Origin of the sequence: Niallia sp. FSL W8-0951 (assembly GCF_038006525.1) — a bacterium.
In the GTDB taxonomy this organism is placed as follows: Bacteria; Bacillota; Bacilli; order Bacillales; family Cytobacillaceae; genus Niallia; species Niallia circulans.
The window spans coordinates 4,054,422-4,076,994 of record NZ_JBBOVK010000001.1; the positions used below are offsets into that span (position 1 = coordinate 4,054,422).

Annotated in this window: 23 protein-coding genes and 1 tRNA gene; 23 read left to right on the forward strand and 1 reads right to left on the reverse strand. The window is 35.7% G+C overall.

Features of this window, described 5'->3' with window-relative positions:
• The first annotated feature begins 77 nt into the window (after positions 1–77).
• From yabG to NSS71_RS19860, 23 genes are all read left to right on the forward strand, one after another.
• Positions 78–962, forward strand: coding sequence for a sporulation peptidase YabG (yabG, locus tag NSS71_RS19750; protein ID WP_047944409.1), 885 nt, complete (start codon positions 78–80; stop codon positions 960–962).
• A gap of 325 nt (positions 963–1,287) precedes the next feature.
• Positions 1,288–1,551 (forward strand): biofilm formation stimulator Veg, encoded by a 264-nt coding sequence (gene veg / locus NSS71_RS19755; RefSeq protein WP_016204729.1) that lies wholly within the window; start codon positions 1,288–1,290, stop codon positions 1,549–1,551.
• Between the two features lie 198 nt (positions 1,552–1,749).
• The gene (locus tag NSS71_RS19760; protein WP_016204730.1) at positions 1,750–1,932 is read left to right on the forward strand and encodes a small, acid-soluble spore protein, alpha/beta type; all 183 of its coding nucleotides are present in this window, start codon (positions 1,750–1,752) and stop codon (positions 1,930–1,932) included.
• A 419-nt stretch (positions 1,933–2,351) separates the two neighbouring features.
• A complete protein-coding gene (gene ispE / locus NSS71_RS19765; protein WP_047944410.1) occupies positions 2,352–3,221 on the forward strand; it encodes a 4-(cytidine 5'-diphospho)-2-C-methyl-D-erythritol kinase in 870 nt (289 codons plus the stop codon).
• A gap of 55 nt (positions 3,222–3,276) precedes the next feature.
• The gene (gene purR / locus NSS71_RS19770; protein ID WP_047944363.1) at positions 3,277–4,098 is read left to right on the forward strand and encodes a pur operon repressor; all 822 of its coding nucleotides are present in this window, start codon (positions 3,277–3,279) and stop codon (positions 4,096–4,098) included.
• 20 nt (positions 4,099–4,118) lie between these two features.
• Positions 4,119–4,493, forward strand: a complete 375-nt coding sequence (locus tag NSS71_RS19775) for a RidA family protein (protein ID WP_061801125.1) — start codon at positions 4,119–4,121, stop codon at positions 4,491–4,493.
• Positions 4,494–4,677: 184 nt separating this feature from the next.
• Positions 4,678–4,968 (forward strand): septation regulator SpoVG, encoded by a 291-nt coding sequence (spoVG, locus tag NSS71_RS19780; protein ID WP_026574035.1) that lies wholly within the window; start codon positions 4,678–4,680, stop codon positions 4,966–4,968.
• Positions 4,969–5,270: 302 nt separating this feature from the next.
• Positions 5,271–6,629 carry a bifunctional UDP-N-acetylglucosamine diphosphorylase/glucosamine-1-phosphate N-acetyltransferase GlmU gene (gene glmU / locus NSS71_RS19785; RefSeq protein WP_047944365.1) on the forward strand — a complete coding sequence of 453 codons (1,359 nt, stop codon included), beginning with the start codon at positions 5,271–5,273 and terminating at the stop codon, positions 6,627–6,629.
• An 85-nt stretch (positions 6,630–6,714) separates the two neighbouring features.
• The gene (locus tag NSS71_RS19790; RefSeq protein ID WP_047944366.1) at positions 6,715–7,671 is read left to right on the forward strand and encodes a ribose-phosphate diphosphokinase; all 957 of its coding nucleotides are present in this window, start codon (positions 6,715–6,717) and stop codon (positions 7,669–7,671) included.
• Positions 7,672–7,840: 169 nt separating this feature from the next.
• Positions 7,841–8,482: a 50S ribosomal protein L25/general stress protein Ctc gene (locus NSS71_RS19795; RefSeq protein ID WP_047944368.1), complete on the forward strand. Its 642-nt coding sequence runs from the start codon at positions 7,841–7,843 to the stop codon at positions 8,480–8,482.
• A 156-nt stretch (positions 8,483–8,638) separates the two neighbouring features.
• Entirely contained in the window at positions 8,639–9,202 is a 564-nt protein-coding gene (gene pth, locus NSS71_RS19800; RefSeq protein WP_047944369.1) for an aminoacyl-tRNA hydrolase, read from the forward strand.
• Between the two features lie 89 nt (positions 9,203–9,291).
• On the forward strand, positions 9,292–9,522 hold the full coding sequence (locus NSS71_RS19805) for an anti-sigma-F factor Fin family protein (protein WP_047944370.1): 231 nt from the start codon (positions 9,292–9,294) through the stop codon (positions 9,520–9,522).
• Between the two features lie 415 nt (positions 9,523–9,937).
• Positions 9,938–13,477, forward strand: coding sequence for a transcription-repair coupling factor (mfd, locus tag NSS71_RS19810; RefSeq protein WP_047944371.1), 3,540 nt, complete (start codon positions 9,938–9,940; stop codon positions 13,475–13,477).
• 623 nt (positions 13,478–14,100) lie between these two features.
• Complete coding sequence (gene spoVT / locus NSS71_RS19815; RefSeq protein ID WP_047944373.1) at positions 14,101–14,637, forward strand: stage V sporulation protein T; 537 nt, start codon at positions 14,101–14,103, stop codon at positions 14,635–14,637.
• Between the two features lie 169 nt (positions 14,638–14,806).
• Complete coding sequence (locus NSS71_RS19820; RefSeq protein WP_321198374.1) at positions 14,807–15,190, forward strand: GntR family transcriptional regulator; 384 nt, start codon at positions 14,807–14,809, stop codon at positions 15,188–15,190.
• A 4-nt stretch (positions 15,191–15,194) separates the two neighbouring features.
• Positions 15,195–16,292: a DUF1648 domain-containing protein gene (locus NSS71_RS19825; protein ID WP_321198373.1), complete on the forward strand. Its 1,098-nt coding sequence runs from the start codon at positions 15,195–15,197 to the stop codon at positions 16,290–16,292.
• Positions 16,293–16,687: 395 nt separating this feature from the next.
• Positions 16,688–18,298 (forward strand): putative polysaccharide biosynthesis protein, encoded by a 1,611-nt coding sequence (locus NSS71_RS19830; RefSeq protein WP_341151953.1) that lies wholly within the window; start codon positions 16,688–16,690, stop codon positions 18,296–18,298.
• A 1-nt stretch (position 18,299) separates the two neighbouring features.
• The gene (gene mazG / locus NSS71_RS19835; RefSeq protein ID WP_095323099.1) at positions 18,300–19,757 is read left to right on the forward strand and encodes a nucleoside triphosphate pyrophosphohydrolase; all 1,458 of its coding nucleotides are present in this window, start codon (positions 18,300–18,302) and stop codon (positions 19,755–19,757) included.
• 21 nt (positions 19,758–19,778) lie between these two features.
• A complete protein-coding gene (locus NSS71_RS19840) occupies positions 19,779–20,036 on the forward strand; it encodes an RNA-binding S4 domain-containing protein (RefSeq protein WP_016204747.1) in 258 nt (85 codons plus the stop codon).
• Between the two features lie 135 nt (positions 20,037–20,171).
• Complete coding sequence (gene yabP / locus NSS71_RS19845) at positions 20,172–20,474, forward strand: sporulation protein YabP (protein WP_047944382.1); 303 nt, start codon at positions 20,172–20,174, stop codon at positions 20,472–20,474.
• Positions 20,471–21,094, forward strand: coding sequence for a spore cortex biosynthesis protein YabQ (gene yabQ / locus NSS71_RS19850; RefSeq protein ID WP_341151954.1), 624 nt, complete (start codon positions 20,471–20,473; stop codon positions 21,092–21,094). The genes yabP and yabQ overlap by 4 nt, the downstream gene beginning before the upstream one ends.
• A gap of 19 nt (positions 21,095–21,113) precedes the next feature.
• On the forward strand, positions 21,114–21,509 hold the full coding sequence (locus tag NSS71_RS19855) for an FtsB family cell division protein (RefSeq protein ID WP_095259497.1): 396 nt from the start codon (positions 21,114–21,116) through the stop codon (positions 21,507–21,509).
• Positions 21,510–21,603: 94 nt separating this feature from the next.
• Complete coding sequence (locus NSS71_RS19860) at positions 21,604–22,086, forward strand: S1 domain-containing RNA-binding protein (protein ID WP_047944385.1); 483 nt, start codon at positions 21,604–21,606, stop codon at positions 22,084–22,086.
• A gap of 173 nt (positions 22,087–22,259) precedes the next feature.
• Here NSS71_RS19860 and NSS71_RS19865 read toward each other — a convergent pair.
• Positions 22,260–22,333 (reverse strand) — tRNA-Met (locus tag NSS71_RS19865).
• Positions 22,334–22,573 lie beyond the last annotated feature (240 nt).

Below are 22,573 nucleotides of genomic sequence, written 5' to 3' on the forward strand. Positions count from 1 at the left end.
ATAATTTATCAGAGATAGATATTGAATAATAATATCCACTCAGGAGAGACATGTTTGGGTTAATTGGAGTGACAAGAGTGACTATAAATATCATGGATATCGTCGGTAGAGAGTCTTATCAATGTGATTTATTGTTTCGAATAATTGACATGAAAGAGGTAAATGGCCAAAAAATTGCCATTCTTTATGGAGAAGATTTTCGCTTGATTGCAGATGCTCCATATGAGGATTTAGTATTGATTAATCAACCGATGCAACGAAAAATTTCCCAAAAGGTTCAGTTGATGGAGGAACAATCTCTCCAATTATTTCGACAAGATGTGAATCTTTTGCGCAGAAAGCAGGAGTATCAAGTAACAGAAGCTTATAGCAAGCCTTCTAACTATTTTCAATTACCAGGTAAGGTACTCCATATTGATGGAGATCCAAACTATTTGAAAAAGTGTCTCACTTTATACGAAAAAATTGGGATACCCGTAAATGGAGTGCACTGCAATGAAAAAGAGATGCCAAGTAAAATAGGCAGTCTTTTGGATTACTATCGCCCTGACATACTAGTTATAACAGGTCATGATGCTTATTCTAAAGCGTTAGGAGATAAAAGTGATATTAATGCCTACCGACACTCGAAATACTTTGTACAGACCGTCAGAGAGGCGAGAAAGAAGCTTCCTAATCTGGATCAGTTAGTTATTTTTGCTGGTGCTTGTCAATCCCACTTTGAATCGCTTATTTATGCAGGAGCTAATTTTGCAAGTTCCCCCTCAAGAGTAAATATTCATGCCCTTGATCCAGTTTATATTGTTGCCAAGATAAGTTTTACACCATTTATGGAAAGAGTAAATGTTTGGGATGTTTTAAGGAATACATTAACGGGTGAAAAGGGGCTAGGTGGAATTGAAACAAAGGGAGTTTTGCGAACAGGCATGCCATATCATGTAGATTCAACAGAAGAGGTGTGACAAAGATAGAAGCATATACTAGGTTTAACTATTACACACAGGATAAGGTAAGCTTTTGCCCTTTAATAAGGGGGTTATGCTAGCTGGATTCTGTGTGTTTTTATCCTGAATAATCTTTATTGCAATTGAAAGATATAAGTATTTGAAAAAAATTGAAATTTTCTACATATTTATGCTCACTTTGTGCAAACTATCTTTGTTGAAAAATTGGAGAAAAATAAGAATAAAAAATATTGACAACTTCTAAAAAAGACTGTTATAATTTATGTTTTTATTTGACTCTGTTGTGTCAGTATGATATACTTTACACAGTGAGGTGGACCGAATGGCAAAAACATTATCAGATATAAAAAAAGCTCTTGATTCAAATTTAGGAAAAAGACTTATGCTGAAGGCAAATGGCGGTCGTCGGAAGACAATTGAACGTTCAGGAGTATTAGCAGAGACTTATCCATCTGTGTTTGTAGTGGAGTTAGATCAGGATGAAAATGCATTTGAACGTGTATCATACAGCTATGCAGATGTTTTAACAGAAACGGTTCAAATTACCTTCTTCGAGGATACATCAGGACAAATTGCTTTAAGCTAACTATTATTGCTTGAAAGCATTAAGCGGCAGTGAACAATTTGTTTGCTGCTTTTTTCATGGAGAAAAATAATGATATGGCAAAACATATGCTTATAGATGTATAAATAAGCATATGTTTTGGCAACAAATAGATAACATGAAAAACTAGTGATGGATACATACTAAGCTTACCGTGGGTGATGAAAGGGGAGATTCACTTTGGGTAGACGAAAAGGAATTATGTCCGAAGGATTAAAGGAAGAATTAGCAAAAGAGCTTGGTTTCTATGATGTGGTCCAGAAAGAGGGCTGGGGCGGTATTCGTGCAAGAGACGCAGGGAATATGGTCAAAAGGGCAATAGAAATAGCAGAGCAAAGTCTTCTTACTCAAAATAAAGAGTAACCTGTAACTTCAAAATTCACTTTACGTCCATCTTATTTGTACGATAATCAAATTGGATTTACCCACGGCAATTTATAGAATCTATCATTAGCGAATATCTATATTATCCATTAAATAGTATAGATATAAGGAGTTAATGATAGATTCTTTTTTTATTCAAGATAATGGGGAGTAAGACCGCACCTCAAATGTTGATAAATTATAGGGAAAACACAATCTCGATTGTATGTAAGAGAATAATTTGTGGTAAAATCACTATATCTATATAGAAGATTAGATGAGCATAAAGCTTGTTAGACACGGAATAAGGGTAAGATAAAGTTCGTCTAGCCTACTATTATTATCTCCTTTAAGGAAAATCCTCTTTCGTTAGTTGGAGAAAAAAGTAAATGATGAAATTTGTTAAGTGGGTGGAAATATTGAAGCTTTTGGTGAAAGCGCCAGCTAAAATCAATTTGTCATTAGATGTGCTTCATAAGAGACCAGATGGGTATCATGAAGTAGAAATGATTATGACGACAATTGATTTAGCAGATAGAATTGAGCTAGCATTGTTAGACAACGATGTAATAAAAATAGTTTCTCTTAATAGGTTTGTTCCTGATGACCAAAGAAATCTTGCTTATCAGGCAGCAAGTATATTAAAGGAAAAATTTGATGTGAAAAAAGGCGTAGAAATTAAAATTGAGAAACATATTCCTGTTGCAGCAGGTCTTGCTGGAGGAAGCAGCGATGCAGCGGCAGTATTACGTGGTTTAAATAAGTTATGGGATTTAGGGTTAACATTAGATGAATTAGCTGTCATTGGAGCTGAAATTGGGTCTGATGTGTCCTTTTGCGTCTATGGGGGCACTGCCCTTGCAACTGGAAGAGGGGAAATCATTAAGGAATTGCCTGCGCCACCAGTGTGCTGGGTTATTTTGGCAAAACCGTTTATTGGTGTATCAACAGCTGATATTTATAAAAGACTAGATACTGAGACAATACAGCATCCAAATACGGAAAAAATGATTGAGTCCATTTCAGCGAAAGATTATGATTTAATGTGTGAAAATGTCGGGAATGTGTTAGAGAATGTTACTCTAACCTTATACCCAGAGGTTGCTCAAATTAAAGAACAAATTTGCAAATTTGGTGCAGATGCTGTTCTTATGAGTGGAAGTGGACCTACTGTTTTTGGATTGATTCAACATGATTCAAGGATGAATCGTGTTTATAATGGTTTAAGAGGATTTTGTGATCAAGTATTTGCGGTTCGAATGATTGGACAGCGACATACCCTTGATTAAATCCGTATAATAATGTAAAATTGTCTTTAAATATTCGGATTTTGGGGGTTCAGTTATGAAATTTCGTCGTAGTGAGCGTTTAATAGACATGACGAATTACTTGCTGGAGCATCCTAGGCAGTTAGTATCTCTTTCTTACTTTGCAGAAAAGTACGGTGCAGCCAAGTCTTCAATCAGCGAAGATTTGGCTATTATTAAAGAAACATTTGAGCAAAGAGGAATAGGGACTTTACATACATTGCCAGGAGCAGCCGGTGGAGTAAAGTATCAAGTAAAAGTCAGTGATGAAGCAGCGAAACCATTTGTTGAAGAGCTTTGTGATTTGATAAAAAGTCCAGAAAGACTTTTGCCCGGTGGTTATCTATATATGAATGATATTCTGGGAAATACGACTATCATGCAAAAAGTGGGGAGACTGTTTGCCTCTGCCTTTGCTGATACGGATATTGATGTGGTCATGACAGTTGCTACTAAAGGAATTCCTTTGGCATATGCAGTTGGAACTTATTTAAATGTTCCTGTAGTTATGGTTAGAAGAGATAGTAAAGTAACAGAAGGTTCCACGGTGAGTATCAATTATGTTTCTGGTTCTACAAAAAGAATCCAAACGATGTTGCTTTCTAAAAGAAGTTTAGAAGATGGCTCAAAAGTTTTGATTGTGGATGACTTTATGAAAGCTGGCGGTACCATCAATGGTATGATTAGTCTATTAGAGGAATTTAATGCAAGCGTTGCAGGAATCGCAGTATTAGTAGAAGCCGAGGAAGCCGAGGAAAGACTAGTGGATGATTATTTATCACTAGTAAAATTATCCGGTGTCGATGTAAAAGAAAAGAAAATTTCTGTGGAAAATGGTAATTATTTCGACAAAAAGTAACTCTTAGGGGGAAAAGACAAATGAAAGTTGTTCAAACAAATAACGCACCAGCAGCTATCGGACCGTATTCTCAAGGGATTATTGTGAATAATTTATTTTTCAGTTCTGGTCAAATTCCTTTAACTGCAGAAGGTAACTTAGTAGAGGGAGATGTGCAGACACAGACACATCAAGTATTCAAAAACTTAGCAGCTGTTCTTAAAGAGGCAGGTGCTTCCTTTGAAACAGTTGTGAAAGCGACTGTATTTATTAAAAATATGGAAGACTTTCAAGCAATCAATGAAGTGTATGGAGAATATTTCTCTACACATAAGCCCGCTCGTTCATGTGTAGAAGTAGCTAGGCTCCCTAAAGATGTATTAGTTGAAATCGAAGTCATTGCGCTTTGTAAATAAGTTGCTTCCTGAAGGAGGATAGTCGGAGAATAAGTGGAAAAACAGAAGATTTTATCACTTTTCGGCACTTTTTCTTTACTTTATTCCTAAATATTCTAAAAAATTTCACCTAAAAGAAGGAGTTATGAAAATTCTGTTGAATTTAATAACTAGATTTTATCTTCTAGTAAAGGTGGTGAACAGGATGGAAGTAACTGATGTAAGGCTACGCCGAGTTAACACGGATGGACGTATGAGAGCTATTGCCTCTATTACACTAGATAATGAATTTGTTGTTCACGATATTAGGGTAATTGACGGAAATAACGGACTATTTGTAGCGATGCCAAGTAAACGAACTCCAGATGGTGAGTTTAGGGATATCGCTCATCCAATTAACTCTGGTACAAGAGGAAAAATCCAGGAAGCAGTTTTGGCAGAATACCACCGCCTGGGTGAATTAGAAATTGAATTTGAAGAAGCTGGAGCTTCCTAAAATAATCTGCAGCTAGAGCCTACTTCCTAAGAGTAAGGCTCTTTTTTTATTTCTATTTCTCTCCTATTTACCCCTTGATTTTCCAATGAAAACAATTTGTTCTTTTAGTATCATAAAATAGATAAGGTTTATCACTTTCTCATGGTTGGCGAAGGTATTCTCTATAGGGAAAAAAGAAAATGTTACAATTAATAAAACAGCTTTTATAAAGAAGCATACATAAAATGTGAATCCTTCCTTGAAATCAAGATGTATTTGAGATATATTTTTTAGTGGATAAAAAGGTTATTGGAGGCCTGTGAATGACAACTCGTTACGCAGTGATTTTAGCCGCAGGACAGGGTACTAGAATGAAGTCAAAACTTTATAAAGTACTTCATCCTGTTTGTGGGAAACCGATGGTACAGCACGTTGTAGATCAAGTGGAAAAGCTACAAGTGGATTCAATCGTAACAGTAATTGGCCACGGTTCAGAAAAAGTAAAAGCACAGCTTGGTAATAGTGTGAAATACGTAAATCAAAAAGAACAGCTTGGAACGGCACATGCAGTAATACAAGCAAAAGATCTCCTTGTAGACAAAGAAGGAGTGACACTCGTTATATGCGGGGATACGCCACTTATGACAAGTGAAACGATAGAAGCACTCTTTTTACACCATGAGAAAGTAGGAGCGAAGGCAACCATTTTAACGGCAAAGGCAAGTAAGCCAGATGGGTACGGCAGAATCATTCGTAATTCAATGGGAGTAGTAGAGAAAATTGTAGAACACAAGGATGCAACGGATGAAGAAAGAAAAATAACAGAAATTAATACAGGTACCTATGTATTTGATAATGCACTGCTATTTCAGGCGTTGGCTAATGTCTCCAATGAAAATGTTCAAGGAGAGTACTATCTGCCAGACGTTATTGAGATTTTAAAAAAGCAGGGAGAAACAGTAAGTGCATTCCAAACCACAGATTTCAATGAAACAATTGGTGTGAATGACCGGATTGCTTTATCTGAAGCAGAATCAATCATGAGAAAGCGAATCAATGAACAGCATATGCGGAATGGCGTGACGATAATTGATCCGTCCAATACTTATATTGAAGCAGACGTAGCAATTAAAGAGGATACCGTTATATATCCTGGAAGTATGATTAAAGGAAATACTGTAATAGGTGCAGATTGTATTATTGGGCCAAATACAGAAATAAATAATTGTACAGTGGGAAATAATACGGCTATTAAACAATCTGTCGCCCATGATAGCAGCATTGGCTCTGATGTGAATATTGGACCGTTTGCACATATTCGTCCAGCATCCATGATTGATGATGAAGTGAAGATTGGAAACTTTGTTGAAATCAAGAAAGCGACATTTGGAAAAGGCAGTAAGGCATCTCATTTAAGTTATATTGGAGATGCGAATGTTGGTAGTGATGTCAATATTGGCTGTGGAACCATTACAGTTAATTATGATGGCAAAAATAAGTTTATGACGACGATAGAAGATGGCGCATTTATTGGATGTAATTCCAATTTGATTGCACCTGTCACAGTTGGAAAAGGTGCTTATGTTGCAGCAGGCTCCACCATTACAGATAATGTTCCTTCTGAGGCACTTTCGATTGCCCGTGCACGTCAAGTTAATAAAGAGAATTATAAACGTAAATAAATAGGTTAAAAGGAAGAATAATTCGTTTAATAGATATGTTTCATTCTTCGTACTATAAGAGGAAAAAGACCAGTGGAGGTTCAGCATGCCAGTTAAGAATTTAGATCCAAATTTGAAGGTATTCAGTTTAAACTCTAATCCAGCTTTAGCGCAGGAAATTGCCGATTCAATTGGAGTAGAATTAGGGAAATGTTCAGTAACACGTTTTAGCGATGGTGAAATTCAAATTAATATTGAGGAAAGTATCCGTGGTTGTGACGTCTATGTTATTCAGTCAACAAGTGCACCTGTTAACGAACATATTATGGAGTTATTAATCATGATTGATGCATTGAAGCGTGCCTCAGCTAAGACGATTAACCTAGTAATTCCTTATTATGGGTATGCTAGACAAGATAGAAAAGCAAGAGCACGAGAACCAATTACAGCGAAATTGGTAGCTAATTTATTAGAGACAGCTGGAGCAACTCGTGTTATTACATTAGACTTGCATGCACCACAAATTCAAGGTTTCTTTGATATTCCGATTGATCACTTAATGGGTGTGCCAATCCTTGGTAATTACTTCAGTCAACGTGAATTCGATGGAGAGCTTGTGATTGTTTCTCCAGATCATGGCGGGGTTACAAGAGCAAGAAAACTTGCAGAACGATTAAAGGCGCCAATTGCTATTATTGATAAAAGACGTCCAAAGCCAAATGTTGCGGAAGTTATGAATATTGTTGGTAATATCGAAGGGAAAATTGCTATCCTTATTGATGATATTATTGATACAGCTGGAACCATTACACTTGGTGCCAATGCTCTCGCAGAAAATGGAGCAAAAGAGGTTTATGCATGCTGTACACATCCTGTTTTGTCAGGACCTGCAATGGAAAGAATTAATAATTCTAAAATCAAAGAATTAGTTGTAACAAATTCTATCGAATTGGGTGAAAAGAAACTTTCAGCTAACGTTATTCAATTATCAGTTGCTGACCTATTAGGTGAAGCGATTTTACGTGTTCACCAAGACCAATCAGTAAGTTTCTTATTTGATTGATAGAACCCTTTATATCATTCAGATTAGTCGCTTGTCTAAAAGGCAGGCGGCTATTGGTATTGTGCCTTTCCTTTAAACAGAAAGCAAATTCTTTATGTTTAAATATCTTCCATTTAGGGCATTTTTTATATAAGAGTGTTCATTTGATAAAATAATGGAAGGTGAAATCATGACAACAACTTTACAGGCAAAAAAACGTACGATGGACAAACATTCAAGCTTAACAAAATTAAGAAATAATGGAGAAATTCCAGGTATTGTTTATGGATCAAAAATAGAAAATACGGCAATTTCCTTGAGTGAGGCTAATTTCTTGAAAACGATTCGTGAAGTTGGAAGAAATGGCGTTATTTCACTAGATATTGATGGGGAAAATTATAATGTCGTTTTAAATGAGTATGATGCTGATCCAATTAAGCGAGGCATTATACATGTGGATTTTTTAGCGGTAGACTTATCAAAGGCTATCAGTGCACCAGTAAAAGTATCTTTAGTGGGGGAAGCTGCTGGAGTAAAAGATGGCGGCGTTATGCAGCAGGCTTTACACGAAGTAACAGTGACAGCAAAGCCTAATGATATCCCATCTAGTATTGATATTGATGTAACAGAGCTTCAGGTAGGAGATACGATTACTGTCGGAGATGTGAAGGGTTATGATAAAATAGAAATTAACCACGAAAAAGAGGAAGTTATCGCATCAATTCTTGCACCAAGACAGGAAGAAGAAATTAGTACAGGAGAACAACAAGAAGAAGGTATGCCGGATAATGTGGAAGGCAGAGAAACAGAGCCAGAAACAGCTGAAGAATAATCCGATTTATCTAAATGTATTCTCCCTGTACTTTTTTAGAAAGGGATTTCTAGAAAAGCAAAAGCAAGAAAAAGGTTTGACCGATTAGCATTCTATTGGCCAAACCTTTTTCTTGTATGATATAGGAGTATAGAATGAAAAAGCAGGGGGATTCATATGAAATTAATTGTAGGTCTTGGTAACCCAGGGAAGCAATATGATAGAACAAGACATAATATTGGATTTGAAGTAATTGATTTTTTATCAAGTCATTATAATATTCCATTAGATAAGGCAAAATTCAAAGGAAATTATGGAATAGGAGTTATTGGCGGTGAAAAAATGATTTTATTAAAGCCGCTTACATATATGAATCTTTCTGGGGAGTCTATTCGTCCAATTATGGATTACTATGATCTAGAGCCAGAAGATTTAGTCGTTATTTATGATGACCTAGATCTGCCAGTCGGAAGAATCCGACTTCGACAAAAAGGAAGCTCTGGCGGACATAATGGGATTAAGTCAACTATTCTTCATGTTGGCACAGAAAAGTTCAATCGTATAAGAGTTGGAATTGATCGTCCTAAAAATGGAATGAAAGTAGTTGATTATGTCCTTGGAAAATTTACTAAAGAAGAAATGGACATATTAGAGGGAACCATAAAAAAATGTGCAGATGCGTGTGTCCAATGGGCAGAAGAACCCTTTTTACAAGTAATGAATAAATATAATATCCAGTAAGATAGAGAACCATCCGCTTATTTTGGTTATATTTACATCCGAATAGGTGAATACTAGCAATATTAATGTGCTAGTAAGGAGGCCTAGGGATGGCTATACATTATCATTGCAGACATTGTGGTGTGCATATGGGAACACTTGATACAGAGTCCATTGCAGCAAATCGCTTAGGATTTGATCATTTATCGGACGAAGATCGATCAGAAATGATTCAATATCATCAAACAGGTGATATTGAGGTAAAGTCTATTTGTGAGGACTGCCAAGAATCATTGTCAAAAAACCCAGGCTACTATGAAAATGATTATTTGATTCATTAGAGGATTGTTTTTTAATTCGGAAAAAGCTTTGGAATAATCCAAAGCATTTTTCCGTTGTCTATATATTTGTTTTCTTGCGGGTAGCAGGAATATAGGCAAGATATCTCGTATATAACAACATTAAGGAGTATTTTCTTTCATCTTTTTTTAAATGATGTCATGATAAGCATGATTCCATTCTGCTTAAGGGGCATGAGCTGAAGGATTAATAGTAACTAGTCATTAATTAGGAAATAAATAGATTGCAATCATAGATATATCGTGTAAGATAAGAACAAATTATCAGGAATGGATGCACGTTGAAAATAAAAAGAGCTAGCAAGCAGGAAGTCATATACTTTACTAAAAAATAAGAAAAAACTAGCTCAACACCATTTTATGGTGTCTTTTGCTTTCGAATGGGAGGGAAAATTTTTTGTTAGGGCTAAAACAATTATTTAAACAGCAAGAAGATATACAAAATGTCATTTCAGGACTAGATGCTGGATTACATGAACAATTAGTTTCAGGACTTTCCAATTCAGCACGTACTTTATATATGACTTCAATTTATGAAAAAACAAAGAAGCCATTATTAATTGTGACTCATAATTTATTACAGGCGCAAAAGCTATACGATGATATTACCAATATAGTGGACGAAAAGGACGTTTTTCTCTATCCTGCTAATGAATTAATTGCAGCTGAAATTAGTATTGCAAGTCCAGAATTAAAGGCTCAGCGTATAGAGGTATTGAATTATTGGGCGAAAAAAAAGTCGGGAATCATGATTGCGCCAGTAGCAGGTCTGAGAAAGCTGCTTCCTCCAAAAAAGTTATGGAAGGAAGCGCAATTAAAGCTTGAAATTGGGCAAGATCTTGATTTAGAAGCCTTTTTATTAAAGCTTGTTCATATGGGATATGTACGCTCGGAGATGGTTTCATCGCCGGGAGAATTTAGTGTGCGCGGTGGAATTTTAGATATTTATCCATTAACAGAGGAAGATCCGCTCCGTATTGAATTATTTGATACAGAAATTGATTCGATTAGAGCCTTTTCGCTTGAGGATCAACGCTCGAAGGAAAAAAAGGAAAACGTAAGCATTGGACCGGCGACAGAAATTCTTTATGATGAGAATGCAGTCGGCGACTTGCTGGCTATGCTGGAAAAAGGCTTAGCCCAAAGCTTAAAAAAAATAAAAGATGAAGCGACAAGAACGTTACTGACACAGAATATTAGCAGGGAAATGGAACAGCTAAGAAATGGGCAAAAGCCAGAACAACTATATAAATACTTATCCATTCTCTATGGAGAACATGTCAGTTTAATAGATTATTTACCGAGTAACGGTTTTTTAATTGTCGATGAAATTAGTAGAGTGCAAGAAATGAATGACACGCTTGAGAAAGAAGAAGCTGATTGGTATACAAGCTTGTTAGGTGAGGGAGAAATTATTCATGGGTTAACCTTATCTCAAAGTATCAATCATCTTTTACATCAGGCAAAACAGCCAATTGTCTATTTATCTTTATTCTTACGCCATGTTCCAAATACTAATCCGCAAAATATCATAAATGTATCCTGTAAACAAATGCAGAATTTCCACGGGCAAATGAATGTTTTGAAGACAGAAATGGAAAGATGGAAAAAAAATCATTACACCGTTGTTCTGCTTGGTAATAGTGAGGAGCGCTTAGAAAAGTTAGAGCAAGTTCTTCAAGATTATGATATGGAAGTAATGATTCAAAAAAACGCTAAGAAGATTTCCGAAGGGAAAATTCAATTATTAGAAGGTCATCTGCAGTCAGGATTTGAGCTTCCTATCCTAAAACTAGCGGTAATAACAGAAGAAGAACTATTTAAGACAAAGACTAAAAAGTTATCCAAAAGAAGACAAAAACTAACAAATGCAGAGCGTATAAAGAGTTACTCTGAGTTAAATGTTGGTGACTATGTAGTCCATGTTAACCATGGTATTGGTAAATACCTTGGGATTGAAACACTTCAAATTAATGGTGTCCACAAGGATTACCTACATTTACGATATCAAGGAAATGATAAGTTATACGTTCCTGTTGAGCAGATTGATTTGGTCCAAAAATATGTTGGATCAGAGAGCAAAGAACCAAAAATATACAAATTAGGCGGTAACGATTGGAAGAAAGTAAAGAAAAAGGTAGAGTCTTCTGTTCAAGATATAGCGGATGATCTTATTAAGCTGTATGCGGAAAGAGAGGCTTCTGTTGGTTATGCCTTCTCTCCAGACGGGGAAATGCAGCGAGAATTTGAAGCGGCATTTGCCTACCAGGAAACAGAGGATCAATTACGGTCTATTCATGAAATCAAAAAAGACATGGAAAGAGAAAGACCGATGGATCGTCTTCTTTGCGGAGATGTTGGTTACGGGAAAACAGAGGTTGCAATCAGAGCGGCTTTTAAAGCGATAGCGGATGGAAAGCAAGTAGCTTTCTTGGTTCCAACAACTATTTTAGCGCAGCAGCATTATGAAACGTTGAGAGAGCGTTTTCAAGATTATCCAATTGAAATTGGCTTACTCAGCAGATTTAGAACGAGAAAACAGCAAAATGACACGCTAAAAGGACTTAAAGCAGGAACCATTGATATTGTCGTAGGAACGCATCGGATTTTATCAAAAGATATCTCTTATCGAGATTTAGGTTTATTGATTATCGATGAGGAACAACGCTTTGGTGTAACGCATAAAGAGAAAATAAAACAATTAAAAACGAATATTGATGTATTGACGCTAACGGCTACACCAATTCCAAGAACACTCCATATGTCTATGCTAGGTGTACGCGACTTATCAGTTATCGAGACCCCTCCGGAAAATAGATTCCCTATTCAAACCTATGTAATGGAGTATAACGGTGGACTTGTAAGAGAAGCGATTGAAAGAGAACTTGCCAGAAATGGCCAAATTTATTTTCTGTATAACCGGGTTGAAGACATTGAGAGAAAGGCTGAGGAAATTTCAATGTTGGTGCCTGACGCCAGAGTTACTTATGCTCACGGGAAAATGACAGAAAATGAATTAGAATCAGTAATGCTTGGGTTTTTAGAAGGGGAATATGACGTTTTAGTAAGTACGACGATTATTGAAACAGGAGTAGATATACCAAATGTAAATACACTAATTGTCCAGGATGCAGACCGTATGGGGCTGTCGCAATTATACCAATTACGAGGCAGGGTTGGACGTTCGAATCGAGTAGCTTATGCATATTTTACGTATAAGAAGGATAAAGTTCTAACAGAGGTCGCAGAAAAAAGATTGCAAGCAATCAAAGAGTTTACGGAGTTAGGATCTGGCTTTAAAATTGCCATGCGCGATTTGACTATTCGTGGTGCAGGAAATCTTCTCGGTGCCCAACAACATGGATTTATTGATTCAGTCGGGTTTGACTTATACTCTCAAATGCTAAAAGAAGCTATTGAAGAGAGAAAAGGAACAATTAGTGAAGAACTAAGGCAGACGATTGAAATCGACTTAGATATAGATGCCTATATTCCTGATTTTTACATTAATGATGGACAGCAAAAAATTGAAATGTATAAGCGTTTTAGAGGTGTTACTTCCTTAGAGGATATGGAAGAGCTAAGAGAAGAATTAATTGATCGTTTTGGAGACTATCCAGAAGAAGTTTCGTATCTTTTCAAAATTACAGAAATGAAGATTTATGGAAAGCAAGCAGGAGTAGAGTTGATCAAGCAGACGAAGGATGAAGTACTTATTTTATTATCGGAACATGGAAGCGACCGTATGGATGGCCAAAAAATATTTGAGAAGAGTTCTAAGTATGGTCGAATGATTGGTCTTGGTATGGAAGGAAGAAAATTAAAAATGATCTTCCATGTAAAGGGTGTTGAAAAAGAAAAGTGGCTGAAGGCTTGCCATGAAATGGTAGAAGCATTAAATACATTTAAAAAAGAACCAGAACAAGTTACTAAATAATAGGGATGAGTTTCCTTACAGTCTTGTGATTGGAATGTAAGTATTCCCACAAAGGAGAAACCCGAATGATTATACGGATGCTAATAACATTTCGTATAATCATTTGGGTTTTTCATTTTCAAAGATCTAAAATCCTCTAATTTGGAAAGTGTTCTCCACAATTGGCTTATAAATACTATATGAGAAACCAGTTATTATTGAAATCGTTATATAGATTACCCATCTTTCCACATTAGCTATTCTTTGTGCACCTTCCTTTCCATTTCCCTATTTTATAAAGAAAATAGCGTGAATAGGATGTTTAATATAGGGGGACAAGGGTATAAACAATATAGATAACAATAGTAGATTTTCTTTGGAATGACATCTAAGTAAATACAATAATAAATAAATGGTTTATCCCAATCCGGGAGGTAAAATTGATAATATGGTAAATCATCTTTTTCCTTCTTGAAATATTCAAAAAGGAAAATAAAGCTACCTAGAGAAAATTTTGCATGATTAATGTATAGAACTTACCATATGAAAGATACTATGTTTAAATATGGTGAACATTTCATGTATAGTGAGAATGCTTTCGCCAATTTAAAAAAAATCATCTGATGAAAGTGAGGCAACACGGAATGAAAGCAACTGGAATTGTGCGTCGAATCGATGATTTGGGTCGTGTCGTTATCCCAAAAGAAATCAGAAGAACATTACGAATTCGCGAAGGGGATCCATTAGAGATTTTTGTTGATCGAGATGGAGAAGTAATTTTAAAGAAATATTCACCTATAAGTGAATTAAGCGATTTTGCTAAGGAATATGCTGAGGCTCTCTATGATAGTTTAGGAAATGCTGTGCTAATTTGTGATAGAGATTCTTACATCGCTGTTTCGGGTGGATCGAAAAAGGACTATTTAAATAAGAACATTAGTAGTGTAGTGGAAAAGGCAATGGAGGATAGAGGGTCCATACTGATGAATCAACAAGACCAAGTATCCTTAGTTGATGGTACTACTGAAACGATTTCTGCCTATACCATTGGTCCTATTATTGCAAATGGTGATCCAATTGGGGCAGTTGTCATTTTCGCAAAAGAGGATTCACTTGGTGATGTAGAGAAAAAGGCAGTTGAAACCGCAGCAGGATTTTTAGCTCGCCAAATGGAATCATAAGGTTAGCCTAACATTTTTACTAAACCATATATTTTAAAAGTCGACAAACTCGGGAAAGAGCTGTCGACTTTTTTTGTTTACGAAAAGAATAGCACTCTAGGATGAAATTTGTTCTACTAAAAGTAGAACAAATCTGTTATAATGAGAATATAACAGTATGAGGTGATTAATGATGTATATACAAATAAATCCTGAATTGGAAATGCCCATCTATGAACAACTTACTATGCAAATCATGATAGGGATAATTAGGCAAGAATTACAGGATGGTGATGTGTTACCATCTGTTCGTTCACTGGCCGCTGATTTAGGTGTCAATATGCATACTGTGAATAAAAGTTATCATGCTCTCGAAAAAAAGGGGCTTATTCAAATTATTCCTAAATCTGGTGCAATCATTCGAACAAACAATGGGATTCCAACCCAAGAAGAGCAGGACAGAATTTCAAATAGCTTAAAACCAATGATTGTGGAGGCGTTAGTAATAGGAATGAAGGAAAAAGAAATAACTGGGTTAATACAATCCATTATCCATAAATTAAAGGAGGAATAAAAAAATGGAAACCATTATTTTTATTAGTATGATCATCATTACTGTTTTTTTTGAAGCGGCTATGCCTTTTCTAGTACGAAAAACAGTTGTATTTGGGGTAACCATTCCCAACAAACAAGTAAATAATCCGCAAATTTCAACCTATAAAAGACGATATTCTCTCTTCGTTATCGTTCCTTCTCTTATTGGGATTATAGCTTATTATATTTGGCAAGCTGCGAATAATATTCAAGCAGATCAAGTAGCGATTGGTGGAACCGTTTTGCTGTTTGCTATTTTGTTTTGGAGCTTAAGTCTCTACTTTTACTTTCACGGAAAAATGATGGCACTAAAAGCAGAGAATAAGTGGGAGGAGGAGCTAAAAGAAATAAATGTAACAGAAATTGGAGTTAGACAAAAGGATGAGATGCTCCCGTGGTATGTATTTCTTATTCCAATAATTATTACGGTAGGATTTTTGGTCTTTACGGCAACACAGTATCATTTATTACCAGCGGAAATACCTGTACACTGGGGATTGTCTGGAAAAGCTGATCGATTTACGAAGAAGACGCCTATATCTGGTGTGTCCATGCTATTGATTTTACTGGTTATGCAGATTATGTTCTTAAGTATAAACAGCGCCACTAAAAAATCAGGGATTAAAATAAGTGCCAATAATAAACAAGCATCTAAACTTAGACAGCTAAAGTATCGCAAATATACAAGCTGGTTCTTTCTTCTTACGTCTATTGCTATAACGGTTCCTATCATATTGTTACAATTAACAATTTTATACGATAATATCTTCAGTGATCACTTAGTCTTTCTTATTCCAATTATTATTACCTTATCTTTATTAATTGGAGCAATTTTCTTTACGATTAAATTAGAAAGATTAAATCGCGGAGCGGAGGGAGAAGAACAGGACACCAAAGAAATCTCATCTTTTGATGGAGATAGCTATTGGAAAGGTGGTTTATTTTATTTTAATAAAAGTGATCCTTCTATTTTTGTGGAGAAGCGTTTTGGTGTTGGCTGGACATTAAACTTTGCTAATCCAATTGGGTATGTCATTGTTTTTCTACCAATGCTTATTATTATCTTGATAAGCATTATGTAATAAGGGGATTTGTTTTTAGGCGTGGCTGGGAAAAAACAAAATATATAATGGATAAAGATGAACAACCTCTAATTTAGTTGTGAAACCAATTCGTTCCATTACGCTACAGACACTCTATGCGCCGAGGAGGCTTGGCGCTCGCCCCATGGGAAGCGAAGTGTATTCAGTCTGCGGGTGATTACCACAACCCCTCTTTCATAAAATAGATAAAAGCCTCGGACAATTATACGAATTTTGTTTACGTATAATTGTTCGGGGTTAAATTTGACTTAAACAATTATGTCCCCCTCCTCTTTTTATGTTAATTTGTGGAAAAAGTGTTATGTGCAAGGATACATCTTCCATCTAACTATGCTATAATACTAGCGAAAGTAATTATGGAAGGAGCTAGACATGTGAAGACTTCGCAATCAAATGTCTGGTTTAAAGGCGCTTTTATTCTCATGATAGCTGCCTTAATAACTAAAGTACTAAGTGCTGTATATCGAATACCGTTTCAAAATATTGTTGGTGATAAAGGCTTTTATATCTATCAGCAAGTTTATCCTTTTTATGGGGTAATTATTGCTTTATCTACATATGGTTTTCCAGTCGTACTATCAAAATTGTATATGGAAATGAAAGTAGAGGGGAATCAATCAGGTATAAATAGACTTGTGAGTTCCTCTTTTTTCTTATTTGTTCCCATTGGCATGATAGCTTTTCTAGCTCTATTTTTTAATGCAGGAAGACTTGCCTCTTGGATGGGAGATCCTCATCTGGCATCCTTAATGAAAGTTATTTCTTTTGCGTTTCTGTTTTCCCCTTTGATTGCTATTTTGAGAGGGATTTTCCAAGGGGAAGGAAATATGATTCCGACAGCAGTTTCACAGGTGGGCGAACAATTAATCAGAGTAGGGATTATTCTGTTCGTCGCTGTGTTTTTTTCTTATCAAGGTTACTCCTTATATGCCATTGGGGCAGGTGCTATGTTTGGCTCTATTGTCGGGGGCTTACTCTCCTTGTTCGTCTTAATTTATTTTTATAGGAAATCCGCCCTTTCTTTTTCGCTTTTTCACTTTTCGCTTCTTTTTGAAAAGGAGAATCGTATTCTTTGTAAAAGAGTAATATATGAGGGCATAACTATTTCTATTAGTAGTATGCTTTTAGTGTTATTGCAACTAGCAGATTCATTGAATTTATATTCCTTATTAATGGGAAATGGCATGGCTGATGAAAAGGCCAAAGTGATGAAAGGAATTTATGATAGAGGGCAGCCGCTCATACAAATTGGAAGTATCATTTCTACTTCGATGGCTTTAAGTATTGTCCCGCTTATTACAAAGAATCGCCAAAAGACAAGTAAGAGGGATCTTATGAGAAATATCCATTTCTCTCTTTTAGTCAGTTTTTTTATTGGACTTGGAGCGACTGTAGGGCTAATTGGGATTATTCGAGAGACAAACAGCATGCTGTTTAAGAATGATGCCGGTTCAGAAGTGCTTACTGTTCTGTTTTTTGTAATATTCCTTAATGCTATTATTGCAACGATAATGGCCGTTCTTCAAGGCTTAGGGCAATCTTTCTATCCAGCCCTTTTGATTGTATTAGGTTTTATAGGGAAGTATGTTCTTAACATTGTGCTCATTCCTGCCTTTGGGATAGATGGAGCAGCCTATGCATCGCTTATTGTATTATCTATCATTCTAATTTTAATGGCAGTAAAATTGAAAAAAATAGTCAAAGAACCGCTTATTAGTTTAAAACAGATAATGATTATAAGTGGTGCGAGTCTAGTTATGTTACTTGTACTGAGAGGATATATACCACTTACTTCTATACTGCTTGAAGGGATCGAGCATGACCGGATTAAAAGCGCTATTCAAGCAGTATCCGGGGTAGTAATAGGTGGAATAATATATGTGGCACTCGTGTTGCGAGGAAATGTTTTTAAAGAAAAGGAATTATCATTATTACCATTAGGAAGTAAACTAAAATGGTTTTTACCGAAAAAAGGAAGGAAATAAAATGAGTCAAATAAAAATTATTGGATTAGGAGCTGGGGATATAGACCAGCTGCCGTTAGGTGTCTATCGCAGCTTAATTGATGACAATAAAACTGTATATGTCCGGACGAAGGATCATCCCGTTATCTCAACGCTTAAGCAAGAGGGAATAACCTTTTATTCCTTTGATTCTATTTATGAAAAACATAATCAATTTGAAGCCGTATATGAGGAGATTGTTGAATTCCTTTTAGAAAAAGCAAAAGAGATGGATATTGTCTATGCTGTTCCAGGTCACCCGCTTGTTGCAGAGAAAACAGTACAACTCTTAATAGAAAAAGATAAAGAAGGAATTGCCTCTATCGAAATTGCTGGGGGTCAAAGCTTTTTAGACAGTATTTTTCAGGCATTGCGAATTGATCCAATTGAGGGCTTTCAGCTGCTAGACGGAACTGCTCTTAATCGAGCAAGTATTCAGCTTAGAAATCATTTGATTATTGGCCAGGTATATGATACTTTTTCTGCATCGGAAGTGAAGTTAACCTTAATGGATATGCTGCCATATGATTATCCAATTAAGATTGTCACTGCAGCGGGAAGCAGTCTAGAAAAGATAAAAGAAATAGAGCTGCATGAGTTGGATAGAGAGGTAGATTTAAATAATTTAACAAGCATATATGTGCCTCCTGTTCAGGAAGAAAAATTCTTATATAAAGAATTTTCTCAACTGAGGCAGATAATAGCAGAGCTTCGTGGACCAAATGGCTGCCCATGGGATAAAAAGCAAACCCATGAAAGCTTACGGAAATATTTACTGGAAGAAAGCTATGAATTAATTGAAGCCATTAATGAAGGAGATATTGACCACATTATTGAAGAGCTTGGAGACGTGTTATTGCAAGTGATGCTTCATAGTCAAATCGGAGAAGATGAAGGTTATTTTTCTATTGATGATGTATTGGAAGGGATTTCCGATAAAATGATTCGTAGACATCCACATGTATTTGGAGAAGAACAAGCAGATTCTGTTGATGATGTGATGAAACATTGGCAAAATGCGAAAAAACAAGAAGAAAAAACGGACAGGGAGTCTGTTTTAGAGGGAATAAATAGTGCGTTGCCTAACTTAATGCAAGCTTATGAACTGCAAAAAAGAGCGGCAAAGATAGGATTTGATTGGCCGAATGTAGAAGGAGCTTGGGAAAAGGTAAAAGAGGAAATTCTGGAGTTTCAAGAGGAATTAAAAGAGGTTAATAATAATGAACAAATAGAAAGTGAATTTGGTGATATTTTGTTTTCGCTTGTAAATATTGCTAGGTTTTATAAAGTGGATCCAGAATTAGCCATCTTCCGGACAAATAAAAAGTTTATACAGCGCTTTTCTTATATAGAAGAAAGGGTAAAAGAGTCTGGGAAGGAATGGAGCCAAATGAATTTAGAAGAATTAGACCAATTTTGGAATGAAGCAAAGAAAAAATAACAATATGAAGGAGCTATTAGGATGAGACTGGATAAATTCTTGAAAATTTCGCGCTTAATTAAACGAAGAACATTGGCAAAGGAAGTTGCGGATCAAGGAAGAATTTTAGTGAATGGACAGCAGGCGAAAGCAAGCACAAATGTGAAGGTCGGCGATGAGCTACAGGTTCGTTTTGGGCAAAAGCTAGTTACAGCTAAGGTGGAAATGTTGCAGGAATCCACGAAAAAAGAAGATGCTGCCAATATGTATAAAATAATTAAAGAAGAAACACTTTCTTAAGTTTAGTAATCGATATAGATGGCAATAAACAAAGTAGGGTTATTTTCTTCGCTTATAAGGCTTGTTCTAAAATAAGGATTCCTCACATATATTTGTACAAGTAGAGATTGTACTAATGGATTGTGAGGGATAATGATGAGCCAATATCATGAATCAAATATGACCAAAAGTAATACTGTAGACCATGATGTGATTATGAGAGGAAGAAAGCTGCTTGATATTACGGGTGTAAAGCAAGTAGAGAGTTTTGATAACGAAGAATTCATATTAGAAACAGTAATGGGATTTTTATCTATTCGCGGTCAAAATCTGCAAATGAAAAACCTTGATGTAGAAAAGGGAATCGTCTCTATTAAAGGTAAGGTATTTGATTTAGTTTATGTGGACGATCAAAGTGGAGATAAGGCTAAGGGATTCTTTAGCAAGATATTCCGATGACACTATCTACACAATTTATGACCATGCTGGCAATGGTTAGCATGGGTCTATTCTTTGGAATAAGTTTAGATACATATCAATACTTCTTGAAAAGGCCAAAAAGGAAAAGAAGTATTGTTTTTATCCATGATATCCTTTTTTGGGTTTTGCAAGCTCTTCTTATGTTTTATGTTCTTTTTCTAGTAAACAAAGGAGAAGTTCGCATTTACTTGGCTTTAGCATTGCTATTAGGTTTTGCTATGTACAAAAGTTTATTTCAAACTCTTTACCTTAAATTATTAAAAGGAATTATTTCTTTTTGTGTCCATGCTTATCGTTTTCTCCTTAGAATAGGTGTAAATATTGTATATAAGCCAATTAAATCTATCATTTTCTTCCTTTTGTCGATAATAATTGCTCTAGGTAAGGGACTTATGGCACTTGTCAATGGTATAATTAGGACATTAAGATTTATCATAGGAATACTCTTTAAACCAATTGAATGGCTTTTATCCCTGCTGTGGCTAATTGTGCCGAAAAAGGGTAAATTATTCGTCGAGAGAATTTTTAATAAATTGGCAGGATATTACTTTGAAATAAAGAACTATTTGAAACAATGGATGGCTAAAAGAAAAAAATAATGGAAAGGAGGAGCCTCATATGAGTGCCATAAGAAAACCAGATGTTACAACATTTCCAACAGAATATAATTTACAGCATCAAGCTAATAGTCTTAGTGGAGCTAGAAAGAAAAAGCTATTGATGCGCAGGCTGACAACGTTCTTTGTATGTGCTGCTGTTATTGGCTTTATCATGATTTCCACACTCATATCACAAAGCTCCACTTTAAAAGAGAAAAGAGCAGAGAAAGAAAAGTTAGATGGACAACTTGTTGCATTAGAAAAGAAAGAGGCAGACCTAAAAGACCAAATTGCTAAGTTAAATGATGAAGAGTATTTAGCTAAATTAGCAAGGAAAGACTTATTACTTTCACAAAAAGGGGAAATTATTTTTAATATCCCTGAAAAAGATGCAAAAAACACAACTGGAAAATAATAAGGTCAGCAGTAATATTGACACTCTTTTTTTCCATTCTGTATAATATAAGTAAGTACGATTTTTTATATCCTTAAGGAGGCAAAACTTTTTTATGTCAATCGAAGTAGGCAGCAAGTTACAAGGAAAGGTAACAGGAATTACTAATTTTGGTGCGTTTGTTGAGCTCCCAGAAGGCGCAACAGGTCTTGTTCATATTAGTGAGGTCGCAGACAATTATGTAAAAGACATTAATGATCACTTAAAAGTAGGCGATGAAGTCGAAGTGAAAGTGATTAATGTCGAGAAAGATGGAAAAATTGGACTATCTATTAAGAAAGCAAAAGATAGACCAGAAAGACCTGAGAGACCAGAAAGACCACAATACGAACGCGGAGAAAGAAGAGAATCAAGAGGCGGCTATTCCGGAGGGAATTCTCAAAGGTCACGTAATGCAAAATCAAATGAAAATCGTGCTCCTAAGGAGAATTTCGAATCTAAAATGGCTCGTTTCTTAAAAGACAGTGAAGATCGATTAGCTTCTCTGAAACGAAATACTGAGTCGAAACGCGGGGGAAGAGGCGCTAGACGAGGGTAACTTGCTGCTGAATAACCAAATAGATAGCAGGGTTTATCGTTTATATATTCCCATAGCTTAGGCAAGCCAATTTGGCTTGCTTTTTATATTTTTATAGGAAGTTTGTCTGTTCAGCTATGCAGTAAAAAAGAATACAAAAAAACCACGTAAATTTTTTTACGTGGTTTTTTGGATAGCGGCGGAGGGGATCGAACCCCCGACCTCACGGGTATGAACCGTACGCTCTAGCCAGCTGAGCTACACCGCCATAATATTAACAAGACAATTAATATAATACAAATAAATAATCGCAATGTCAATAGATTTTAGACATTTATTTAATAGGGTAGTTTAATGTATGTTTAAGCACTTGTTAATGAGTAGAAAGACCAAAAAGCATATTGCATGAAATGACAAAAACAAGCAAGAAATATAAAAAAAGTGACAGTAGAAAAGACCATTTATATTAAGCTTGTCTGTTGATAAGGCTCACTAATTATAAAGTAAC